Genomic DNA, 18,821 nt, shown 5'->3' on the forward strand with positions numbered 1-18,821 from the left:
CTGTGACATGTGGAGGTGCGCAAACTCCTCCGGGTTCTTCCGATAATTGGGATTGACGCCTTGCAAGCTGCTCGGGCCGCTCCATATTGTGCAGTGCAGCATAAATCGATTGCCGGAGGGATTGACGGCTGACGTTCCAAGATAGGAGATTTTCGCGTGACCAGTTTATCCGCCACGATCGCCCGACTGGCAGCAATGCGCGCTGGCCAATCCGTCCAAGCTGGTGCGGTTGGTGCAGGCCGATTAGCGAAATTTGACGCCTTTGGGACCAACCCCGGTGGGTTGAGCGCTAAAATCCATGTTCCCAAACGCATTGCCGAGACACCCGCGCTGGTCGTCGTGCTGCATGGCTGCACGCAAAGCGCCGGAGGGTATGATCACGGGTCGGGCTGGTCACAATTGGCAGATGAGCACGGCTTCTTGCTGCTGTTTCCGGAGCAGCAGCGCACAAACAATCCCAATCTCTGTTTCAACTGGTTTTCTCCTGCCGACAATGGCCGCGACCTGGGCGAGGCGTTGTCCATCCGCCAGATGATCATGGCGATGGTGAACGTCCATGGCGCCGACCCATCCCGCATATTCGTCACCGGCCTTTCCGCAGGTGGCGCAATGACTTCCGTTATGCTTGCCTGCTACCCCGAATTGTTTGCAGGCGGTGCGATCATTGCCGGCCTGCCGCATGGATCGGCGTCCAATATTCCGCAGGCGCTCGAAGCGATGCGAGCGCCCGAGGCTCATGATGGAAAGGAACTCGGTAACCGGGTCCGTCGCGCGTCGGATCATGATGGCCCCTGGCCCCGAATTTCGATCTGGCATGGAAGCGCCGACGCGACGGTCAGCAGCGCCAATGCGGACGCGATCCTTGCCCAGTGGCTGTCGGTGCATGATCTTGATGCTGCGCCGAATGCTGTCGAACAGATAGCTGGCCATCGGCGGCGCGCCTGGAACGATGCTGAGGGGCGCCCGCTGGTCGAGGATTATCGCATCGCCAATATGGGCCATGGTACGCCGTTGGCCACGTCCGGGAAGGATGCTTGCGGAACGGTGATGCCGCATATGATCGAGGCGGGCATTTCATCGACGCGCCGGATCGCGGAGTCCTGGGGGTTGCTGGGGACGAAGACGGAATCCTTTTTTGCGCAATCAGTTGGCAATGTGCACAAGGGAACGCCAAATCTGCCGGTGCCAAGGATAGGCCGGCTGGAAGAACGGCCTTCCGAACCGTCCGGCTCGGCTCCATTGGGCAAGGCAGGCGTTGAAAAAATCATCCACGATGCCCTTCGCGTTGCTGGCCTCATGCGGTGAGAATGGTTCAGCGCGCGCGTTACGCCCGGCGGATGCGATAGGGACCATTGCGGGACGCCATGACCTTTCCCTTCCAGCTCAGCGCGACCAACTCATCATCCAGCATCTGATCGACTGCGGCATGGACGATCGGCATCACCGCGCGCCACGACTGATCATTCGGATAAACGCCGGCCGGACCGGCAACCGCCCTTGCGACCTCACTTGGACAGATTGTCGCTTCCGCTGAGCGGCCGTCGAGCAACCGTAAAACGGTGCTGCGCATGCCTGCTATCCGCTCCGGGGTAATGTCAGGGGTCATTGGATCCGTTCAGAATGACTGCCAGATTGAAGACGGTCATGCCCGGTCCTGTCCGAGCTTCCATGTCGACGGCGCCGCTCCGAGCAAAATTTGACCTGCTCCCAATCCCGCGCCGATTTGTTGCGCCAAGCAAATGCGCGCACGCAGCCGAGGCAGCTCTTGGAAGGGAGTTTCAGTTTGCGATGGGTCATGACTTGATCAAAGCCCGATCTCTTCCAGCGCCGAGGCAAGTTCTGGATCGATCGCGTGATCGGACTTGGGTGTCAGGCGGTTCAGTGCAGTGCGCAGCCGCTGTTGCGCTACTTGCAAAGTCTTATGCCGCACCTCGCGCGTGAGGTTGGTTCGCCATGACCGGCTCTCGCCCAGCAGGGCCGCCCATTTCGCTTCTTCCGCCGCCAAGATCGACAGTGCCAACCGCAGACCATCCCGGCGGCCATGTGCATAATCCTGTTCCATGGTCATTCCTCAGCAAGTCGCATTCCATGCTTCGACAACATGCAATTGCAATGTTTGGCGCAATGCAGTGCATCGGCCTTGTATAGGGGATTGCTAACGTACTGACGCAGGTTAATTCTTGCTTTTTGGAAGGGTCTTTCCAGCTTTCTGGTGGTTCAGATGCCGAGGCTGCTGCGTCTGGCAGCGGCACTGAAACGAGGATGACCCATGACCGAATTCAGCCATGATATCTCGACGCTCAACGGCCTGATCGCTACCACTCTTGATAGTGTTGATGGCTATACCGAAGCCGCCAAGAACACGGAAAATTCCGGCTTTGTGACATTATTCAACGGTCTTGCCAGCGAACGGCGTCAACTGGTTTCGCGGCTCCAGCAGGAAGTGTCCTCGCTTGGCGGCGAACCGGAGGATGATGGTACGATCCTGGCCGGCGCGCATCGCGTTTTCCTGAACCTCAAATCCATTGTCACCGGCCATGATGACAAGGCGATCATCAACGAGGTCGAAGCCGGCGAAGATCATATCAAGGCCAAATATGAGGACGCAATCGAAGACCGGGATCTGTCGCCCGCCGTGCAGACGCTCGTCTCATCGGCCTATGGTTCGGTCAAAGCTGGACATGACGAAATTCGTGACATCAAGCATTCGATGGAACGTTGAATTTATGGCGGCGGGGCAACCCGCCGCCTTCATTCTCTAAAATGCTGAAGACTTGCGGGCGTCTGCCAATTCGGCAGCGCTCGCTGCTCGCCGCAATATGACGCGATTTTCGATTCTGGCGATCAGACCCATATTCTCGAACCCATCAAGCCATCCTTCCATCGGCCACAATTCCCAACGATCGTAAAAGCGCTGCGCGTTGCGTACGATATCCTCCAGATGCTGGAGCGGCGGATCAAACACGTCATGATGCTGGTGGAAAGCGCCCGCGCCGCCTTTGAAGAGCAATGGAACGCCCGCATCCCGCGCCCGAAAGCCGAAGTCGGTATCTTCCGCGCCATAGCCACTGAAGGCCTCATCGAAGCCTTGAAGGTCAGCGAACCGGCTCCCCCTGATAGCAAAGACCAGTGACCAGAATAAGCCGGCATTGCCTTCCACGCGGATGCCATCTGCGGGGAATGCGCGGACCGGATGGGATCGCGCCGATAGTTTCAGGCTCTCTTCGTCCCATCCATCGCGAGCGGCTGTCGGACCGAGATAGAAGGCTTCGGCGCAGATCAATCCGTCGACGCGCTCAAGCTGATCGCGCATTTCCCCCACGAGGCCGCGCATCGGTATGCAGTCGACATCGAGGAAGAGAAGATGCTCGCCTTTCGCGATATGGGCCGCCGCGTTGCGAGCGGCGGCGAGTGGCAGGCCAGCCATTCCAAGGGTGACAAGCCGGACCGGAAAAGCCGCATCAGGTGCCATGATGGGAGGCGTACTTCCCATGTCGACAATGACCAGCTCGTCAGGTGGAACGACGCTGCGCCGCAACCCTTCCACCAGTTCGGCAAGATGATCTGCCCGGTTCTTGACAATGGTCAGAACACTGATGGTCATGGATTGCGCCGCCACAGATCGAGGCGATAGCGTGGCCGACGACTGGCGGTGACGACATCCAATGCACCGGTCAGCGGCGCAAGTAATTTGGTCACTGCATCATCGCCGCTTTGCGGATAGTCGGTGTCCCCTGTGAAGTGGACCAGCAGAAGGTCGCCGCCAGTCACAAGATGCGTTTCCAGCCAGTCAGCGGTCCGGCAAATGTCCCGGTCGTCCCAATAATAGGCGACTTCGGACAGGACCACCAAATCGAAATGCCCTGAGGGGGCGTCTTGCGGAAACGCCATCTGGGCAAAGCTGACGTGATCGAGATGCGCGACACGTTGTCGCGCTGCCGCCAACGCGGTTATGCTGACGTCGATCGCGAAAAGGCTTTTGCAAAAAATACCGAGTTTCGCCGTCAGCACTCCTTTGGCACAGCCTATTTCAAAAGCGCTGGCGTAGGTCCGTCCGCCAAGCGCCGCCACGCTGTCTTGATATTTCGCTTGTTCATAAGGGCTGGTTTCCAGATCCCACGGATCGTTCGTCCCGCTGAACATATGTTCGAAATAATCGGGGCCGATGGTCGACTGATGTCGGTTCATGCGCGCCTCCTGACGTACAAAAGATCGTGCGGTGTCATCGACCGCTTGTCCCTGGGCAAACGAAAACCGATACCGTGCGAGGCGGTGAGTTGGCTGCGATGGGCGGCAAGGGCCTGACGTCTGACACCCGGCAACATCGAAGGCGCGATCAGCGCATTATGGGTCTGCGCCGCAGGCGCTTCGCCCCAGACGCAATATTCGGCAACGTTGATCCTGCCGTGTGACCTGATCCCGACGGCATGAGCCAAATCCGCTGCCGCCGCATGGTCGCAATGGGGTTCATGGGCGGCGGTCGTCGCCAGCATGTCGACCCGCAATCGCACGCAGAGCGCCGCCAGGGTGCGGCAACTGCGCCTGAAAATCGCTGAGCCTGCATCTTCAGGAGCGCCGTCTTTCCACCCGAGGAACAGGGGCGGCTTCGTCCATGGGCCGGCAAGGCGTCGATAGGCTCGCTGCGCCTCCCGCTGACGCGCAGCAATGAGAGGGCCTGCCTTGCCGTCCTTCAGCAGATGCGATCCCGATCCGTCGGTCAGGTAGACAAGGCCAGCCAGCCTTCCCGCCTTAGCCATATGCGCGATCAGCGCGCCTGTACCGAGCGTTTCATCGTCGGGGTGCGGGGCGATGACGAGCCAACGCAATGTGCGCCATGGCCGCGCCGTCAGCGGATGTGCGCCGCCACGCCTGCTCACCACAGCGCGTCTCCGCTGCCCCAGACATCATGGTCGATCCATGCGATCGCGGCCTGATCCTTGGCATAGTCCGGTCCGGCCTGTCTCAGATAGACGCTCAAATCCCTGATGATCTTGTCGATACGCTGCCCGTCGATGGCGCTGCGGGTGCCGATGATCCGGCTCGCATATTCCATGACGTCGAGCGCCGCACGCTCCACGACCCCGCGGGTCATGCGGGCAAACGCCGGGCCATCCTGATGCCCAGCCGCTGCGCGGGCGGCGCATTCGCGGACCCACAGATAAGCGGACCGTGCGGCGACGACGGCATCGGCAAATTTGGCGCGTTGCAGCGGGTCTTCGCGGGCGACCATCGTCATGGCGGCGCGGGTTTCGGCCAGCAGCGCCTCGATACCGCCAAGCTGGACGGCGGTGAACCGCCATGCGCCGGTGGTGAAATCGGGTTCCCGGTCATAGTCGCCGCCCTGTCCCAGCAGAGCGTCCGGCGCGACGGCCATGCCGCCGAGGTCGTAGATCCCGCTTCCCGTCGCGCGCATGCCGCGCATCCGCCATTGCGAAAGATCGGTTCGCGCTGCTTCGTCCGCCTTTGCGATGACGAGCCTTCGCGGACCATGTGACGATTGCGCCGTGACGATCGCATAGGACAGCCCACCAGCGCCGGTCGCGAAGGATTTGGCGCCTTCCATGGTCCAGCCGTCATCCGCCCCGACAAGCCGAACGCCGGGCGGTGGCTCGGTCGCCCACACCCCGAACAAAGCGCCCTCCTTGAGTTGCTGCCGCAGGACCGCCAGTTGACCGGTCGTCGCGAACCAGTCGAACAGCAGCAGGGCGTTGACGTGCCCTTCATACAGGCGACCGACGCTCAGGTCCCCGCGTCCGACAATGCGCAGGACGTCCATCATGGACGCATATCGGGCATGGCGGTCGGGAAAGGCGTCGCCCCCTGCATCCGGCGGCGCGAAGCTACGCAGCAATCCCGCATCCCGCAGCAATTTTACGCTCTCGACCGGAAAAACCGGGGCGGCATCATAGCGAGCGCCAAGTTTGCTCAGCGGTTCCACGATCATCTGCGCACGCTGCTCCGGCGTACCGCTCTCCGCCGGCTTGTTTTCGGCAAAGCTCATGCCGCTTTCTCCTGCGCCGGATCGACTGCATCAGCCATACTGCCCAACCATTGCGCAGCGAGCCGTGCGCCATCGGGAACGTGCAGCTTTCGCCTCGCCCGTGACGGTAACGCCAGTGCATCCATGATGTGCCCTGACCATCGTTCGGGTTCGGGCCAGCGGTCCAGGACCAGAGCCGCGCCAATCTCCCCCAGCCGTTGCGCCGTCATGCGTTGCTCCGCATAAGGCCGCTCTTGCGGGATACAGACAAACGGGCGATCGACGGCCATCACGCTGCTCACCAGACCATCGCCCGCCGCGCCGACGACCAGCGTCGCACGGGCAATCTCTCTATCCGCATCCTCGACCCAGCCAAGAATTTCGAGATTTGCGGGCGGATCATGCGGCGTCGAACATGGTCCGATCACCCGCCACCGCCATTGCGGACAATGCCGGGCGGCCTGTGCCAATGCCTCGCCATCCCCGGCTTTTCCGCCGCGACCGACAACGACCAGAATGATCGGATCGACGCCGTTGACTGTCATTGTGCGTGCTGGAGTTACGCCGGGCAGATAGCGCGTCTTTTCAACCACCCATGATGGGGTCGATGCCGCTTCGATATCCCGATGAAAGGGCGCCAGCAGGGCCGTCGCGCCTTTGAACGCCTCCAGATGCGGCCCGTCGGTCCGATCGCCGTTCAGCCGGACATAGACGATCGGGACCGACGCCAGACGCGCCAGCATGGCGACCTCGACCGAAACGTCGATCACCATGAGGGCGGGCCGGTGCATATCGATCCATTGCGCGATCGTCGCGACCCGCGAACGGATGCCTTCATGATCGATCGGGGCATAGTGCAGGCTGCCGGGCCGACAATCAGACTCGTCCGCTCCGTCGAAAGCGCCGGTATCGAGGCGGTCGTCGGCAAGGTCGATGCCCTGCGCACCGATCCCCGTCCCAAGGAGGACGACACGGCCACCGGATGCACTCGCGATGGCGCGAGCGCGGGCGAGATGCCCGGCGCCATGATGATGGACATAATAGCCGATGGGCCGCGAACTCATTGACCGGCCTCCAGCCGCATGTCGTGCGGCATGGGTGGCAGGCCCGCCTCATCCTGCGCGATGCTGGCATGGCCATCGGGATGCTGGCGCATGGATTTACGCCATGTCGCCCGCGCGACCCAGTGGGCAAAAGCGGGCGCCATGGGTGCGCTTTTCATTTCGGCCGCGTCGTACAACGCCCGCATCGCCGCTGCCATGCCGCCTTCGGCCCGCCCATCGGTTCGTGGCGACACCCGGACATAGACGTCGGCAGGATGGGCGAGCCTGCCGCCCATCGCCACGGCCGCCTGAACCAGTGCGCAATCTTCTCCCGTCGGCAGAAGCGGAACGCCGCCACAGGCGAGATACAGGTCGGCCCGAATGGCGAGGGACGCGCCCGTGTGATCGCCATGTCTCGGCGCGGGATCCCAGGCGATCGGATCGATGCGATCTTCTATCTCGCGCACCTTCACCCAATAGTCATTCCAAACCTGGCGCAGTCGGGCAGCGCCTGGGGGTAAAGGTTCGCGCTCTTCGTCGATGACGATCCTGCCCCCGATCAGATCGGCGCCGCGCGAAAAAGCCGCTGCTATATTCGTCAGCCATTCGGGAGGCGGACGCACATCCGCATCCGTGCTGACGAGTATTCCTGTATCAAGGCTGGAAAGGCACCGAAGCCCCTCCGTCATGGCCAGCCGCCGTGCCGATCCGGCATGGGCCAGAGTCGCTGGAAATTCAGTCACCACAGCCCGAATGTCCAACCTGTCCGCGTGACGCACCCGTGCCTGGCTGATCTTTTCCACACTGTCGTCCGTCGTGTTGTTCACCGCAATCGAGACGCAGATGATTCCGGGCCAAGACTGCGCGGCGATGGCATCCAGCAATATAGGTAACCGATCGCCCTCATTGCGCGCGGGGACGCATACGCACAGGGAAAGCGGCGATGCGCCGCGCGCCGTCATGGCATGGCGCGACAGGCGTTCAAACATGGAGCGAGGCATCCGTCCGAGCGCCGGAGCGCAACGTCGTTACAGGCAGAACGGCAGGGGGCATGGCATCATCCCCGGCATTGCTGACCAGCCGCAACCGTGCATCCGCGCCCGCTGCAAGTCTGCCATAGAGCGCTTCATAGGCGTCAATCATATGTTCGGCATCGCAAACCTGCTCTGCACGGCGGCGACATGCACTTCGATCGAGCGACAGCGCCGCCAGCGTGGATCGGGCAAGCGATCCGACATCATCGGGAACCGCCAGCACACCGCATGAGGCGTCGAGAATGTCCGGGATGGCGCCACGGGCGAAAGCGGCGACCGGCACGCCGCAGGCAAGCGCCTCCGCCACGACCAGTCCATAGGGTTCGTCCCATTGCGGCGTACATAGAAAGGCGCGTGCGCCACCGACCAGTTGCGCCAGCTTTCCGTGCGACAAATGGCCGACATGCATGGCATCGAACCCCAGATGCGGGGCGATATGGTCGCGGAAATAGACTTCGTCCAGGATAGGCCCCGCGATCCTCAGCGGCAATCCGACCTGTTTTGCCGCTGCTATCGCAAGATGCAGCCCCTTTTCCGGGACGATGCGACCATACCAGATCAGATAGGGCTGCGCATCGGGCTGGGGGTGAAAGGCGAACCGATTAAGATCGATGCCGTTCATGATGACCGCTTGCGTCGGCAGGACATGGTTCCACAGCTTGCCCACGGCATTGGACACCGCGACAAAGGCATTGTTACGCGCCCGGCACAGGCGGATGCCGCTTTCCAGCCAGCAGAAAGGCGGCGTGTGTAAAGTGGTCACCATCGGCATCGGCAAGCTGTCCGCCATCGTCACCGGAATATAGTGCAGGCTGTTATTGTGGATGACGTCGAAACGCCGATTGCGCAGGTCGCTCATCAGGCTGAGATAGGCGTGATGTTCCTTGAAGAATGCGACATCCGGCGCTTCGGCCGTCCCGACGGTACTGATAGCCGTTTCCGAACAGATGGCTTCCAGACCAAGGGCGGAATCCGACCGAGAAGAGGCGAATATGGTGACGGCATGGCCCCGATCCCGCAGCGACCGGGCAAGCAGATGGGTGTGCATTTCCAGCCCGCCCGCAAAGGGTTCGGCAATCGGGTATTTCAGGTGGGCGATTATGCCGATCCGCATTCGGAATAGTCCTTACAGGCTAGCCAGCGGGACCGGCGCGCAGCCGGCCCTCGACGGGATATGAAAGGAAGGATCAGCTTTCCGGCCGGGCATCCAGATCGACGGCGGCTTCGCGTGGCCAGTAACGCAGCGCGCGGCAGGCTTCGATGAATGTCTTGGCGTCGGACGGCTTGGCGATGGGAATACAGGCCTCGTCCAGATCCTCGGCGATACCCGCCTTGACGAAGATCGCCTCCGCGTCCTTGCCGATGCCGATATATTTGCAATGGGCGAAAGCATCGGTCGCAAAATCCTTGGCCGCTGCATCAAGCGCCAGCAAAGCCGCGCCTTCTGCTGACGTCAGGATGACCACGGCGTCGAACAGAACCGACGGTCCACCATCGACCTTGTGCTTAGCCGCAACCGTCGTGCCATCGGACAGGGTTACGCCGGCGATCTTGGGCGCGATGACTTCATAGACCGCGCCTTCGCTCTCGATCGCCTTCAGCAGCGCCTTGAAGATCGCCGCGTCCGCGCCATCGCTCAGCATGATGCCGACCTTGCGCCCCTTGAATGAGGGCGGCCCATTCTTGGCGATGCTCAGCTTGTCCGACGGCGCCAGATCGGCGATCGGTGCGCGCGCCGCAATGGCCGGATCGGGCAGGGCCATGCCCAGGCCATCTGCGACCGTCGCCGCCAAAGTCGCGTCGATGTTCAACAGATGCGACACGGTGCGCGACCGGATATCAGGGCGCTCCACCTTCGACAGTTCGAACACCAACGCGTCACCGATATGCTTCTGCTCGATCGGCGTCTGGCTGATCAGAAACTGACGCGCCTGGCTGTAATGATCGGCGAAGCTTTCCGACCGAACGCGCTGCTTGGGACCATCGGCGGTTTCGGCATAGCTGGTAAAGCCGCGCACCGGGTCTTCGCGGGGGCCACCCTGCGTCGGTCCCCAGCTATTGGGTTCATAATTTACGCGACCTTTTGGGTTGCGCATGGCCATATGGCCGTCCTGCTGGAAATGGGCCATCGGGCATTTGGCCGCATTGATGGGCAGATGCGTGAAATTGGTGCTGCCCAGCCGCTTGATCTGCGTATCCAGATAGGAAAAGTTGCGGCCTTGCAGCAGCGGATCATTTGAAAAATCGATGCCCGGCGGCACATTCTGCGTCATGAACGCGACCTGCTCGGTTTCGGCGAAGAAGTTATCGACCACCCGATCGAGCACCAGCCGTCCTACGATGCGAACCGGCACCAGTTCTTCCGGGATGATCTTTGTCGCATCCAATATGTCGAAATCGAAACTGTCGGCAAAGGCGTCGTCGAAAAGTTGGACGCCCAGTTCCCATTCGGGGAAATCGCCGGCATTGATCGCGTCCCACAAATCGCGGCGATGGAAATCGGGATCTGCGCCGTTGATCTTGACCGCTTCGTTCCACACCACCGACTGAAGCCCCTGTTTCGGCTTCCAGTGGAATTTGACGAAGGTGGATTTGCCGTCCGCATCGACCAGCCGGAACGTGTGGACGCCAAAGCCCTCCATGGTGCGGAGCGAACGGGGAATCGTCCGGTCGGACATGATCCACATGATCATGTGCATGGATTCGGGCGTCAGGCTGATGAAGTCCCAGAAATTGTCATGTGCGGTCTGCGCCTGGGGGAAGGCGCGGTCGGGTTCGGGCTTGGCGGCATGGATCAGGTCCGGAAATTTGATCGCATCCTGGATGAAGAAGACCGGGATGTTATTCCCGACCAGATCCCAATTGCCCTCCTGGGTATATAGCTTTACCGCAAAACCACGGACATCGCGGGCAAGGTCCGCCGACCCCTTGGACCCTGCGACTGTCGAAAAGCGAACGAAAGCGGGGGTGCGTTCTCCCACCCGCTGGAATATGTCGGCGCGTGAGACATCGGCAAGGCTGTCTGTCAGCTCGAAATAGCCATGCGCGCCATAACCGCGTGCGTGAACGACGCGTTCGGGAATGCGCTCATGGTCGAAATGAAACATCTTCTCGCGAAAATGCGCGTCTTCCATCAAGGTCGGACCGCGTGCCCCTTGTTTCAGACTGTTCTGATCGTCGGCCACGGGGATGCCATGTTGCGTGGTCAGCGTCGCAACGCCGTCGCCTGCAACCTGACGCGTTTCCCCGCCGTTCCCCTGCGGTTCGGCATAAGTCGGGCTTATGTCCGCGTCATCGGGCAGCGCCGAAGCCATATGCGGAGATTCGCCCCCGATATCGCACGGCGACAGGTCGGCTGACGTAGTCCTGGCCTTTGCCTTGTCATTGGGTTGCTTCGACGGCGACTGGGTCTTGGCCATGGTCATCCTCATCCGATTAAGTGATTGGCGCGGAAACAGGCTGACCGACCGAAATGGATCGCAACAGCCCTGACTGCGGGGGAGATGCAGTTAGAAACAGGCAGCGCGATGCGAAGTTGCGGCTTCTGCGCGTAAATTAACCTGTGTCATCACGATTGTCGGAACCGGTAAGGCAACAGCTAGGCGTGCGGACCGTTATAGCTTCGCACCTGCATGGGCGGGGGTGCATCAACGCATTCAGACAGGGTCCGATATCTATGTTCACCGAGCGGTTTCTCAGGCACAGGCGCGGCGTGCACCTTACGGTCGAGGAACGGGCGCGGCTTGAAGCGGCTATCGGCGAGATCAAGACCTTGCCGCCGCGCACCAATATCGTGGTGGCGGGCGAGGAACTGAATCAGAGCATTTTGCTCCTGGAAGGGTTCATGTCCCGCTATATCGATGATCGTAACGGGTTGCGGCAACTCGTCGCGGTTCATGTGCCCGGAGATTTTGTCGATCTGCACGCATTTCCGCTCAAGATACTCGACCATGACGTGGCTACAATGACGCCGGCTACGGTCGCAATAGTTCCACACGCTCAACTGGAGGCGATTACGCAGGATCTGCCGGCGCTATCGCGAAAGCTGTGGTTTTCAACATTGATTGATGCAGCGATCCACCGCGCCTGGCTATTTCGTCTTGGTCGACTGGACGCTGTGGGGCGGGTCGCGCACTTCCTGAGCGAAACGAACGTCCGCCTTATGTCTGCAGGGCTCAGCGACGGCCGGCGGTTTGCGCTCGGCCTGATACAATCGGATCTGGCTGAAATCTGCGGGCTTACCAACGTGCATATCAACCGTGTTTTGCGGCAACTGCGCGAGGAAAAAATATGCGTTTTCCGCTCTTCCCTCGTCGAAATATTGGAGCCTGAACAATTGGCCGCCATGGGCCAATTCGACCCTGCCTATCTTTATATCGACCTACAGGTCGCTGAACCTATATCCTCCCGCCAAAGGCCGATTTCATGATAGATTTTTCCAATGCTCCACAACCGCTGAAGGAACCAGGACGCGCCAGTGCCGAAGATGGTCTGGTCATATTGGACGGGCCGAATGGGGTCGCCATCACGTTGACTGCGGATGCGGCGCGGAAAACCGGCCATAGCCTGGTTGCGGCCGCCGAGATCGCGGAACGGCAGGCGATGGGTAGGGGATAACGGCTGCGATCGGGAAATGTGGAGAAGCTACACGTCGTAGAGGCGCCGGTCGCGGCGGCGAAAATGGCGCGGTTTCAATTAGCTATACCAATTGTTGGCGGAAGCGGTGGACTTATTAAGTCTTGCCATAATTATTTGAAATCAAAGTCAAATCATTATGCCAAGTGTCTATTTCCCACGCCCTATACCACACTTATCCGGTTTCCTTAGCCGTCCACCGATGTCCGGGTACGTTGAAGCGATATATTGAGTGTGTCTAGTCCTGAAATTTGCTGGGCCAGCTATCAGTATGACTGACATTGAAACCGCTGCTTCTGGCCGATAGGCGAATGGCCGGTTCGGGGTTGGCATGTCGCGATAGCTGCCGCTCGCGCGCGTCGCCCACCGACCACATTTGAACGATTGTCGTTACGATCTGAACGTTGGGTTTTGACGGAAGCTGCCGATCAAGCTGGACACAGAGCACGCAGCGGCTGACATCCGCCTGGGCAGTTGGCCATGATGGGGGTATATGTGGCGGTCTTATTGGGACCGATCGAGTTCGACAAAAAATTATTAACCGTCAATTGCGACGAGATATTTTAGACGAGTGGTTCCACGACCCCCGACGCTTTGAAGACAACCGATGGCGCACTCTTGGTGAACGTCCCAGCAAAATCTGTTGTTGTCCTTGCTCTCAATTGAACAGAGCAGCTATTGCTATGACGTGGTCGACCCGTCATCGCTGCCACGATGGCGTAGATCGCTGGCTTCGATCAGCCGCACCATATCAGCCAATGTTGCGGTCGTTGGCGCACTTAATCCCAACAACTCTGCTGCGGCGACGATGGCACCGTTAATGGACTCGATTTCGGTCGGGCGGCCAGCCAATCGATCCTGCAGCATCGACGCTTGATGATTTCGATGGTTGGCAAGTGCGAACGCGATTTTCGCATCAATACGGCCCCTGTCCAGGCGGATGCCTTTGGCCGCAGCGACGTTCACCACTTCGCTGGCAACGGCTCCGGCAATGCGTCGCCCAGGTTCCTCATCCATGCCCCCGACCGTCAGGCCGGTTATGGTTGCCATCGCGTTGAGCGCCGCGTTGAACGCTGCCTTCTCCCAGATCGCGACCAGAATGACCGGATCGGCCTCGGCCTGTAGCTTGCCGCGATTGAGCAGTGCTGCAACGGGGTTCGCTGCGGAATGCGCATCGGCAGTCATGCCGCCCAGGCGGATATGGCCTTGGCCATGCGAATGGACCTGCCTCGCCCCGACCAGGTCCGACGGCAAGTCTGTCACACCCATGAGGACCCGGTTGGGCGTGAAGATTTCGGCGATGATTTCCGCGTTGCCGATCCCGTTCTGGAGGGTCAGCCCATGGGCATGACCGTCTGCCAGATGCGCGACTGAACGGATCGCGGCTACGCTATGCATCCCCTTGGTGAAGAGCATGACCAGATCGACCGGTCCTGCAACATCGCTCGCCACGGCCGCACGCACGGGTATCACGCGCTCGCCGTCATCATCGGACAGGACAATGCCGTCGCTGTTGAGGAGCGCCAAACGCTGCCTGTCCACATCGACGAGTGTCACATCGACATCGGCTTCGACAAGACGTGCAGCAAACAGGCAACCCATGGCACCCGCGCCGACGATAACGATATTCTGCATAAAGCCTCTCACCCTTAAAGTGTGAGATGCTGCTAGGACCGGGCGGGCGGCAACGCAAACGGGGGTGATGCCCCGTCCGCGCCGACAAGGGGCAAGAAAGACAGCATTCGGCAAGCCGCATCCGGCAACAACCCTCGACGCCTGCGATAAACGAAAAACCGTCGATGGAGGGTCAATTCGCTGACGGTGAGCAAACGGACGGCCCCGCTCGCCACGTCGCTCTGGATCAACGGATGGGGCAGCCAACCCAGGAGTCGCCCCTGCGCGACGAACGATAATTGCGCCCCGACCGAGCCGGTTTCGACCGCGACGATGGGTAAGCCGCGTCCAGCCTGGCGCACCATCTTTTCAAACAGCGTGCGCGGGGTCGATCCTGGCTTGGGCATGATCCAGTTCTCGGCCAGAACCTTGTCCAGATCGACATCGCTTTGCCGCGCAAGAGGATGGGCCGCCGCGCAAAAAACGGTATAGACATCGTCGAAGCGACATTCCCCGAGCGGCATAATCTCGTCATTTGCCGGTATTTCCGCGGCGATCATAAGGTCGATGCGGCGTGACGTAAGCGCCTCGATCAGATCGCCGTCCGGCGCTTCCATCATGTCAATGCGCAGGGCAGGGGAGTCCTTCAACAATCTGGCGGCAGCGCGCGGGACGATGCTTCGCGTCACCGCCGCTACCGCGCCAATCCGCACGGTGCCACGGCGCAGTCCTTTCAGCGCGTCGATCGTTTCGACCGCTTGTTCCATCTCGAAAAGCAGCAACCTGGCATGGGGCACAAAGCCTTCGCCAGCTGCGGTCAGCGCCATGCCCTTGCTCAGCCGATCGAACAAGGGCAGCCCAAGTCGAACCTCCATATCCTGTATCAATCGGCTGAGCGTCGGCTGCGTCATGTTGACCGCTGGTGCTGCCCTCCCGATGCTTCCACAATCGACGACGGCAAGGAAGGCGCGCAATTTTCGTTCGTCAAAAGTCATGCATTATTTGCATGGCCTTGTCGGTATTTTGCAATGGTGAATATGCCTCTCCTCGCACAGTAAATTCCGGTAGGCGAAGGAGCGAGGCAAATGACGACGGTAAGAGATGCGACCATAAAGCTGCTGCGCGCTTTTGGCATGAACATGATCTTTGGTAATCCTGGATCGACCGAATTGCCGATGTTCCGCAATTTTCCTGCCGATTTTCGCTATATTCTCGGCTTGCAGGAGTCGGTTGTCCTGGGCATGGCCGATGGCTACGCGCAGGCAACGCGCAACGCCGCGCTGGTCAATCTCCACTCATCGGCCGGAATGGGCCATGCGCTTGGCAATCTGTTCACCGCCTTCAAGAACCAGACGCCACTGGTTGTGACCGCCGGACAGCAGGCGCGATCGATCCTGCCCTATGAGCCTTTCCTCTTCGCCGACCGGCCGACTGAGTTTCCTCGCCCCTTTGTGAAATGGGCCTGCGAACCGGCCCGTGCGCAGGATGTCCCCGCCGCCATTGCCCGTGCTTATTATGTCGCAATGGAACCGCCCTGCGGCCCAACCTTCGTGTCCGTGCCTGTCGATGATTGGGACCAGCCCTGCGATCCCATCGAACCGCGCCGCATCGCAGCCATCAATCCGGGCGATCCCGTTATGCTGGCTGAAGCCGCCGAAGCGCTGGCGGCGGCCAGCCGTCCGGCCTTCGTCGTCGGCGCCGGCGTCGCGCGGGATGATGGCTGGGACGAAGTGATCGCGCTCGCCGAACGGCACACGGCCGCGGTGTGGGTGGCCCCCATGTCGGCGCGCAACAGCTTTCCCGAAGATCATCCGCTGTTTGCCGGCTTCCTGATGGCAGGGCGCGAGGCTATCGTCAAAAGCCTGACGGGTCACGACCTTATCCTCGTCCTCGGCGGCCCCATGTCGCTTTATCATGTCGAAGGTTTCGGGCCGCATGTGCCCGAAGGTGCCAAGGTCATCCAGATTGTCGACAATCATGCACAGGCCGCATGGTCGCCAACCGGCACGGCGATCATTGCCCACGCCCGTCTTGCCCTTCGCACCCTGATGGCCGGGCCGTCACCGGTCAGCCGCGCCATGCCGAAAGCGCGCGCACCAGTGCCGGAACTGGATGGTCGTGTCATGACCAGCGCCTATCTGTTGCAACAAATCGCCCGGCACCGTCCGGCAGGCTCCGTGATTGTCGAGGAAGCCCCCTCCAGCCGGGGGGCAATGCACGACCATTTGCCGATCATTGATCGCGACGGCTTCTACACCTGCGCTAGCGGGGGGCTTGGCCATGGCCTTCCTGCCGCCATCGGCGTGGCGCTGGCCCGGCCAACGGACAAGATCATTGCAGTTTTGGGCGACGGGTCGAGCATGTATGCCATTCAGGGATTGTGGTCGGCAGCGCAGTTGGGCCTTCCCATCAGCTTTGTCGTCGTGAAGAATGGGCGCTATGAGGCGCTTAACAGCTTCGGTCGGATTTTCGGCTTGCAGGAAACCGTTGGTACGCAACTGCCCGACATCGACTTTTGCGCGCTGGCGCGCGGACAGGGCATAAAGGCCAGACGGGCCATGAATGCGCAGGAACTGGATGAGGCACTCACGGCGTCCTTCAGTGCCTCCAGCCCCACGCTCGTCGAAGCGGTCGTGGATTGATTGAGGGATGACCATGTTTCAGGGCAGGCTCGCAGAGCTTATCGAAGACCGGCCGGATGACGGCGTGTTCCGCGTCAGTCGCGCCATTTTCGATGACCCGGATATTTTTACGCTGGAGATGCGCCGCATCTTTGAAGCTGGATGGATCTTTCTGGGCATCGCATCGCAAGCGGCTGCGGCGCATGACTTCTTCACCACGACCGTCGGCCGCGTGCCAGTGCTGGTGACGCGCGACGGAACGGGCCAACTGCATGGTTTCGTCAACAGCTGCCCGCACAAGGGCTCACGCGTGGCGCAGGTCATGCAGGGCAATGCCCGGCTTCATGTTTGCCCCTATCATAGCTGGACCTTCGACAGCGCAGGGCAGAATAAGGCGATCAAATGGAAGAAGGCCGGCTGCTACTCGGAAGGCTTCGACCAGACGAGTCATAATCTGGCACCGCTTCCCGCCTTCGGAGAGTATCGCGGCTTCGTTTTTGGTAGCCTGTCTGCCGATGTGCCGTCCCTCACTGATCATCTGGGCGAGGCGGCCAAGCTGCTCGATCTGGTGGCGGACCAGAGCGACGAGGGCATGGAACTGGTGCCGGGCGGCGTTACCTTCACCTATGACGCCAATTGGAAGTTGCAGCTGGAAAATTGCTCTGACGCCTATCATTTCACCTCGGCGCATCCCTCCTACATTCGGGTGCTGGAACAGCGACAGAAGCAGGCCGACGATTCGGTGGTGAAGTCAGTTTTTGAAAATAGCGACTATTGGACCGGAGAGAGCGAAGGCGTCGCGGGCGGCAGCTACAGCTTCGCCCATGGCCATGTGCTCAACTGGGGCCGCTTCGGCATTTCGGAGGCACTGCCACTCTATGAACGGGCGGATCAGTTGGCGCAAAAACATGGGCGCGCCAAGCGCGACTGGATGTTCAACATGCGCAATCTCACCATTTTCCCCAATTTGCAGATTGCCGAAAACGCCTCCAGCCAGTTGCGCGTGATCCGCCCGCTCTCTGCCGGAAAAACCGAAATGCGGACCTGGTGCATCGCGCCCAAGGGCGAGAGCGCCGAGGCGCGTCGGCAACGAATTCGCCAATATGAGGATTTCTTCAATCCGAGCGGCATGGCGACGCCCGACGACACTGTGAGTTATGAAAATTGCCAGCGGGGCTTTGCAAGTGGCGTCGAACCCTGGCTGCAAGGCTATGCCAGGGGCCAGACCGCCAGCAAGCCTGGCGGCAACATTTTCTCAAAGGCGCTGGGGATGGAACCGGAACGCAGCGTTCTTTCCGACGCGCAGCTTTGCGATGAAACGCTATATCACAGCTATTATCGCGAATGGGCGCGCCGGATGGCCGGGGCGGTGAAGGCATGAGCGGTCCTCTGACCCGTGCGGAGGCGGAGGACCTGCTCTACCGCGAAGCGTTAGTGCTCGACCGCGGGGAGTGGGACGCATGGCTCGAACTCTACACGACCGACGCCATCTTCTGGATGCCCGCCTGGCGCGATGAGGTGACCCCGACATCAGATCCAGACAGCGAGTTATCGCTCATCTACTATCGCGGCCGCCGCAATCTGGAAGATCGGGTATGGCGTGCAAGGTCCGGCATGTCGGTCGCCTCCAGCCCGCTGCCGCGGGTTGTTCACGCAGTGACGAATGTTGTCCTGGAAAGCGCCGACGAGACCGGGGGGCGAACTGCATCGAGCTTTACGGTTCATCTTCACGACCGCCGCAGCGAACGCAGTCATGTCTTCTTCGGGCGATACGAACATCATCTCGTGCACCATGATGGTGCGTGGCGCATCGCGGCCAAGAAGATACTGCTATTGAACGATGTCATTCCAACTGTCGTCGACTTTTATTCGATTTGAAGACAGCGCCTTGACC

20 protein-coding genes are annotated in these 18,821 nt (G+C 60.6%); 7 read left to right on the forward strand and 13 right to left on the reverse strand.

Annotated elements, in window-relative coordinates:
• The first annotated feature begins 156 nt into the window (after positions 1 to 156).
• Positions 157 to 1,305 (forward strand): extracellular catalytic domain type 1 short-chain-length polyhydroxyalkanoate depolymerase, encoded by a 1,149-nt coding sequence (locus ASE85_RS05050; RefSeq protein ID WP_235523231.1) that lies wholly within the window; start codon positions 157 to 159, stop codon positions 1,303 to 1,305.
• A 19-nt stretch (positions 1,306 to 1,324) separates the two neighbouring features.
• Here the strand turns inward: ASE85_RS05050 and ASE85_RS05055 are convergent, their stop codons facing one another.
• Genes ASE85_RS05055 through ASE85_RS05060 form a run of 3 tightly spaced genes read right to left on the reverse strand, consistent with a single transcriptional unit; the run spans position 1,325 to position 2,062 of the window.
• Positions 1,325 to 1,570, reverse strand: coding sequence for a DUF3253 domain-containing protein (locus ASE85_RS05055; protein WP_235523233.1), 246 nt, complete (start codon positions 1,568 to 1,570; stop codon positions 1,325 to 1,327).
• A 32-nt stretch (positions 1,571 to 1,602) separates the two neighbouring features.
• Complete coding sequence (locus ASE85_RS22240) at positions 1,603 to 1,797, reverse strand: DUF2256 domain-containing protein (protein ID WP_082462665.1); 195 nt, start codon at positions 1,795 to 1,797, stop codon at positions 1,603 to 1,605.
• 7 nt (positions 1,798 to 1,804) lie between these two features.
• Entirely contained in the window at positions 1,805 to 2,062 is a 258-nt protein-coding gene (locus ASE85_RS05060; protein WP_056684822.1) for a hypothetical protein, read from the reverse strand.
• A 207-nt stretch (positions 2,063 to 2,269) separates the two neighbouring features.
• On the opposite strand from ASE85_RS05060, the gene ASE85_RS05065 reads away from it, so the two are divergent.
• Positions 2,270 to 2,722, forward strand: a complete 453-nt coding sequence (locus ASE85_RS05065; protein ID WP_056684603.1) for a PA2169 family four-helix-bundle protein — start codon at positions 2,270 to 2,272, stop codon at positions 2,720 to 2,722.
• A gap of 36 nt (positions 2,723 to 2,758) precedes the next feature.
• On the opposite strand, the gene ASE85_RS05070 is transcribed toward ASE85_RS05065, so the two are convergent.
• From ASE85_RS05070 to ASE85_RS05105, 8 genes are all read right to left on the reverse strand, one after another.
• The gene (locus tag ASE85_RS05070) at positions 2,759 to 3,604 is read right to left on the reverse strand and encodes a glycosyltransferase family 2 protein (protein ID WP_200928296.1); all 846 of its coding nucleotides are present in this window, start codon (positions 3,602 to 3,604) and stop codon (positions 2,759 to 2,761) included.
• Positions 3,601 to 4,143 carry an SAM-dependent methyltransferase gene (locus tag ASE85_RS05075; protein ID WP_327196605.1) on the reverse strand — a complete coding sequence of 181 codons (543 nt, stop codon included), beginning with the start codon at positions 4,141 to 4,143 and terminating at the stop codon, positions 3,601 to 3,603. Before ASE85_RS05075 ends, ASE85_RS05070 begins: the two co-directional genes overlap by 4 nt.
• Positions 4,144 to 4,184: 41 nt before the next feature.
• Positions 4,185 to 4,880: a PIG-L deacetylase family protein gene (locus ASE85_RS05080; protein ID WP_082462666.1), complete on the reverse strand. Its 696-nt coding sequence runs from the start codon at positions 4,878 to 4,880 to the stop codon at positions 4,185 to 4,187.
• Complete coding sequence (locus tag ASE85_RS05085; protein WP_056684614.1) at positions 4,874 to 6,001, reverse strand: acyl-CoA dehydrogenase family protein; 1,128 nt, start codon at positions 5,999 to 6,001, stop codon at positions 4,874 to 4,876. The genes ASE85_RS05080 and ASE85_RS05085 overlap by 7 nt, the downstream gene beginning before the upstream one ends.
• The gene (locus ASE85_RS05090) at positions 5,998 to 7,044 is read right to left on the reverse strand and encodes a glycosyl transferase (RefSeq protein ID WP_056684617.1); all 1,047 of its coding nucleotides are present in this window, start codon (positions 7,042 to 7,044) and stop codon (positions 5,998 to 6,000) included. The genes ASE85_RS05085 and ASE85_RS05090 overlap by 4 nt, the downstream gene beginning before the upstream one ends.
• On the reverse strand, positions 7,041 to 8,012 hold the full coding sequence (locus tag ASE85_RS05095; RefSeq protein ID WP_235523235.1) for a glycosyltransferase: 972 nt from the start codon (positions 8,010 to 8,012) through the stop codon (positions 7,041 to 7,043). The genes ASE85_RS05090 and ASE85_RS05095 overlap by 4 nt, the downstream gene beginning before the upstream one ends.
• Positions 8,005 to 9,171 carry a glycosyltransferase family 4 protein gene (locus ASE85_RS05100; RefSeq protein WP_056684621.1) on the reverse strand — a complete coding sequence of 389 codons (1,167 nt, stop codon included), beginning with the start codon at positions 9,169 to 9,171 and terminating at the stop codon, positions 8,005 to 8,007. Before ASE85_RS05100 ends, ASE85_RS05095 begins: the two co-directional genes overlap by 8 nt.
• Before the next feature lie 73 nt (positions 9,172 to 9,244).
• The gene (locus ASE85_RS05105) at positions 9,245 to 11,476 is read right to left on the reverse strand and encodes a catalase (protein WP_082462671.1); all 2,232 of its coding nucleotides are present in this window, start codon (positions 11,474 to 11,476) and stop codon (positions 9,245 to 9,247) included.
• Between the two features lie 257 nt (positions 11,477 to 11,733).
• Between ASE85_RS05105 and ASE85_RS05110 the strand changes: the two genes are divergently transcribed.
• Positions 11,734 to 12,486, forward strand: a complete 753-nt coding sequence (locus ASE85_RS05110; RefSeq protein WP_056684624.1) for a Crp/Fnr family transcriptional regulator — start codon at positions 11,734 to 11,736, stop codon at positions 12,484 to 12,486.
• Positions 12,483 to 12,674: a hypothetical protein gene (locus tag ASE85_RS05115; RefSeq protein WP_056684627.1), complete on the forward strand. Its 192-nt coding sequence runs from the start codon at positions 12,483 to 12,485 to the stop codon at positions 12,672 to 12,674. The genes ASE85_RS05110 and ASE85_RS05115 overlap by 4 nt, the downstream gene beginning before the upstream one ends.
• Before the next feature lie 699 nt (positions 12,675 to 13,373).
• On the opposite strand, the gene ASE85_RS05120 is transcribed toward ASE85_RS05115, so the two are convergent.
• Positions 13,374 to 14,327 carry a ketopantoate reductase family protein gene (locus ASE85_RS05120; RefSeq protein WP_056684630.1) on the reverse strand — a complete coding sequence of 318 codons (954 nt, stop codon included), beginning with the start codon at positions 14,325 to 14,327 and terminating at the stop codon, positions 13,374 to 13,376.
• Positions 14,328 to 14,359: 32 nt separating this feature from the next.
• Positions 14,360 to 15,301 (reverse strand): LysR family transcriptional regulator, encoded by a 942-nt coding sequence (locus ASE85_RS05125; RefSeq protein ID WP_082462667.1) that lies wholly within the window; start codon positions 15,299 to 15,301, stop codon positions 14,360 to 14,362.
• Between the two features lie 90 nt (positions 15,302 to 15,391).
• Between ASE85_RS05125 and mdlC the strand changes: the two genes are divergently transcribed.
• The 3 genes from mdlC to ASE85_RS05140 are packed head-to-tail and all read left to right on the forward strand — an operon-like array spanning position 15,392 to position 18,805.
• On the forward strand, positions 15,392 to 16,948 hold the full coding sequence (mdlC, locus tag ASE85_RS05130; RefSeq protein WP_056684636.1) for a benzoylformate decarboxylase: 1,557 nt from the start codon (positions 15,392 to 15,394) through the stop codon (positions 16,946 to 16,948).
• A 7-nt stretch (positions 16,949 to 16,955) separates the two neighbouring features.
• A complete protein-coding gene (locus ASE85_RS05135) occupies positions 16,956 to 18,308 on the forward strand; it encodes an aromatic ring-hydroxylating oxygenase subunit alpha (RefSeq protein WP_056684639.1) in 1,353 nt (450 codons plus the stop codon).
• On the forward strand, positions 18,305 to 18,805 hold the full coding sequence (locus ASE85_RS05140) for an aromatic-ring-hydroxylating dioxygenase subunit beta (RefSeq protein ID WP_056684643.1): 501 nt from the start codon (positions 18,305 to 18,307) through the stop codon (positions 18,803 to 18,805). Before ASE85_RS05135 ends, ASE85_RS05140 begins: the two co-directional genes overlap by 4 nt.
• Positions 18,806 to 18,821 lie beyond the last annotated feature (16 nt).

It is taken from the genome of Sphingobium sp. Leaf26 (assembly GCF_001421665.1).
Taxonomy (GTDB): domain Bacteria; phylum Pseudomonadota; class Alphaproteobacteria; order Sphingomonadales; family Sphingomonadaceae; genus Sphingobium.

Excerpts from the sequence above, each read along its gene's own strand:
- ASE85_RS05110 (WP_056684624.1), top strand. The coding sequence starts at position 11,734 with ATGTTCACCGAGCGGTTTCTCAGGCACAGGCGCGGCGTGCACCTTACG.
- ASE85_RS05115 (WP_056684627.1), top strand. The coding sequence starts at position 12,483 with ATGATAGATTTTTCCAATGCTCCACAACCGCTGAAGGAACCAGGACGC.
- ASE85_RS05120 (WP_056684630.1), bottom strand. The coding sequence starts at position 14,327 with ATGCAGAATATCGTTATCGTCGGCGCGGGTGCCATGGGTTGCCTGTTT.
- ASE85_RS05065 (WP_056684603.1), top strand. The coding sequence starts at position 2,270 with ATGACCGAATTCAGCCATGATATCTCGACGCTCAACGGCCTGATCGCT.
- ASE85_RS05100 (WP_056684621.1), bottom strand. The coding sequence starts at position 9,171 with ATGCGGATCGGCATAATCGCCCACCTGAAATACCCGATTGCCGAACCC.
- ASE85_RS05090 (WP_056684617.1), bottom strand. The coding sequence starts at position 7,044 with ATGAGTTCGCGGCCCATCGGCTATTATGTCCATCATCATGGCGCCGGG.
- ASE85_RS05105 (WP_082462671.1), bottom strand. The coding sequence starts at position 11,476 with ATGGCCAAGACCCAGTCGCCGTCGAAGCAACCCAATGACAAGGCAAAG.
- ASE85_RS05125 (WP_082462667.1), bottom strand. The coding sequence starts at position 15,301 with ATGACTTTTGACGAACGAAAATTGCGCGCCTTCCTTGCCGTCGTCGAT.
- ASE85_RS05060 (WP_056684822.1), bottom strand. The coding sequence starts at position 2,062 with ATGGAACAGGATTATGCACATGGCCGCCGGGATGGTCTGCGGTTGGCA.
- ASE85_RS05070 (WP_200928296.1), bottom strand. The coding sequence starts at position 3,604 with ATGACCATCAGTGTTCTGACCATTGTCAAGAACCGGGCAGATCATCTT.
- ASE85_RS22240 (WP_082462665.1), bottom strand. The coding sequence starts at position 1,797 with ATGACCCATCGCAAACTGAAACTCCCTTCCAAGAGCTGCCTCGGCTGC.
- ASE85_RS05135 (WP_056684639.1), top strand. The coding sequence starts at position 16,956 with ATGACCATGTTTCAGGGCAGGCTCGCAGAGCTTATCGAAGACCGGCCG.
- ASE85_RS05075 (WP_327196605.1), bottom strand. The coding sequence starts at position 4,143 with ATGTTCAGCGGGACGAACGATCCGTGGGATCTGGAAACCAGCCCTTAT.
- ASE85_RS05085 (WP_056684614.1), bottom strand. The coding sequence starts at position 6,001 with ATGAGCTTTGCCGAAAACAAGCCGGCGGAGAGCGGTACGCCGGAGCAG.
- ASE85_RS05140 (WP_056684643.1), top strand. The coding sequence starts at position 18,305 with ATGAGCGGTCCTCTGACCCGTGCGGAGGCGGAGGACCTGCTCTACCGC.
- ASE85_RS05095 (WP_235523235.1), bottom strand. The coding sequence starts at position 8,012 with ATGTTTGAACGCCTGTCGCGCCATGCCATGACGGCGCGCGGCGCATCG.
- mdlC (WP_056684636.1), top strand. The coding sequence starts at position 15,392 with ATGACGACGGTAAGAGATGCGACCATAAAGCTGCTGCGCGCTTTTGGC.
- ASE85_RS05055 (WP_235523233.1), bottom strand. The coding sequence starts at position 1,570 with ATGCGCAGCACCGTTTTACGGTTGCTCGACGGCCGCTCAGCGGAAGCG.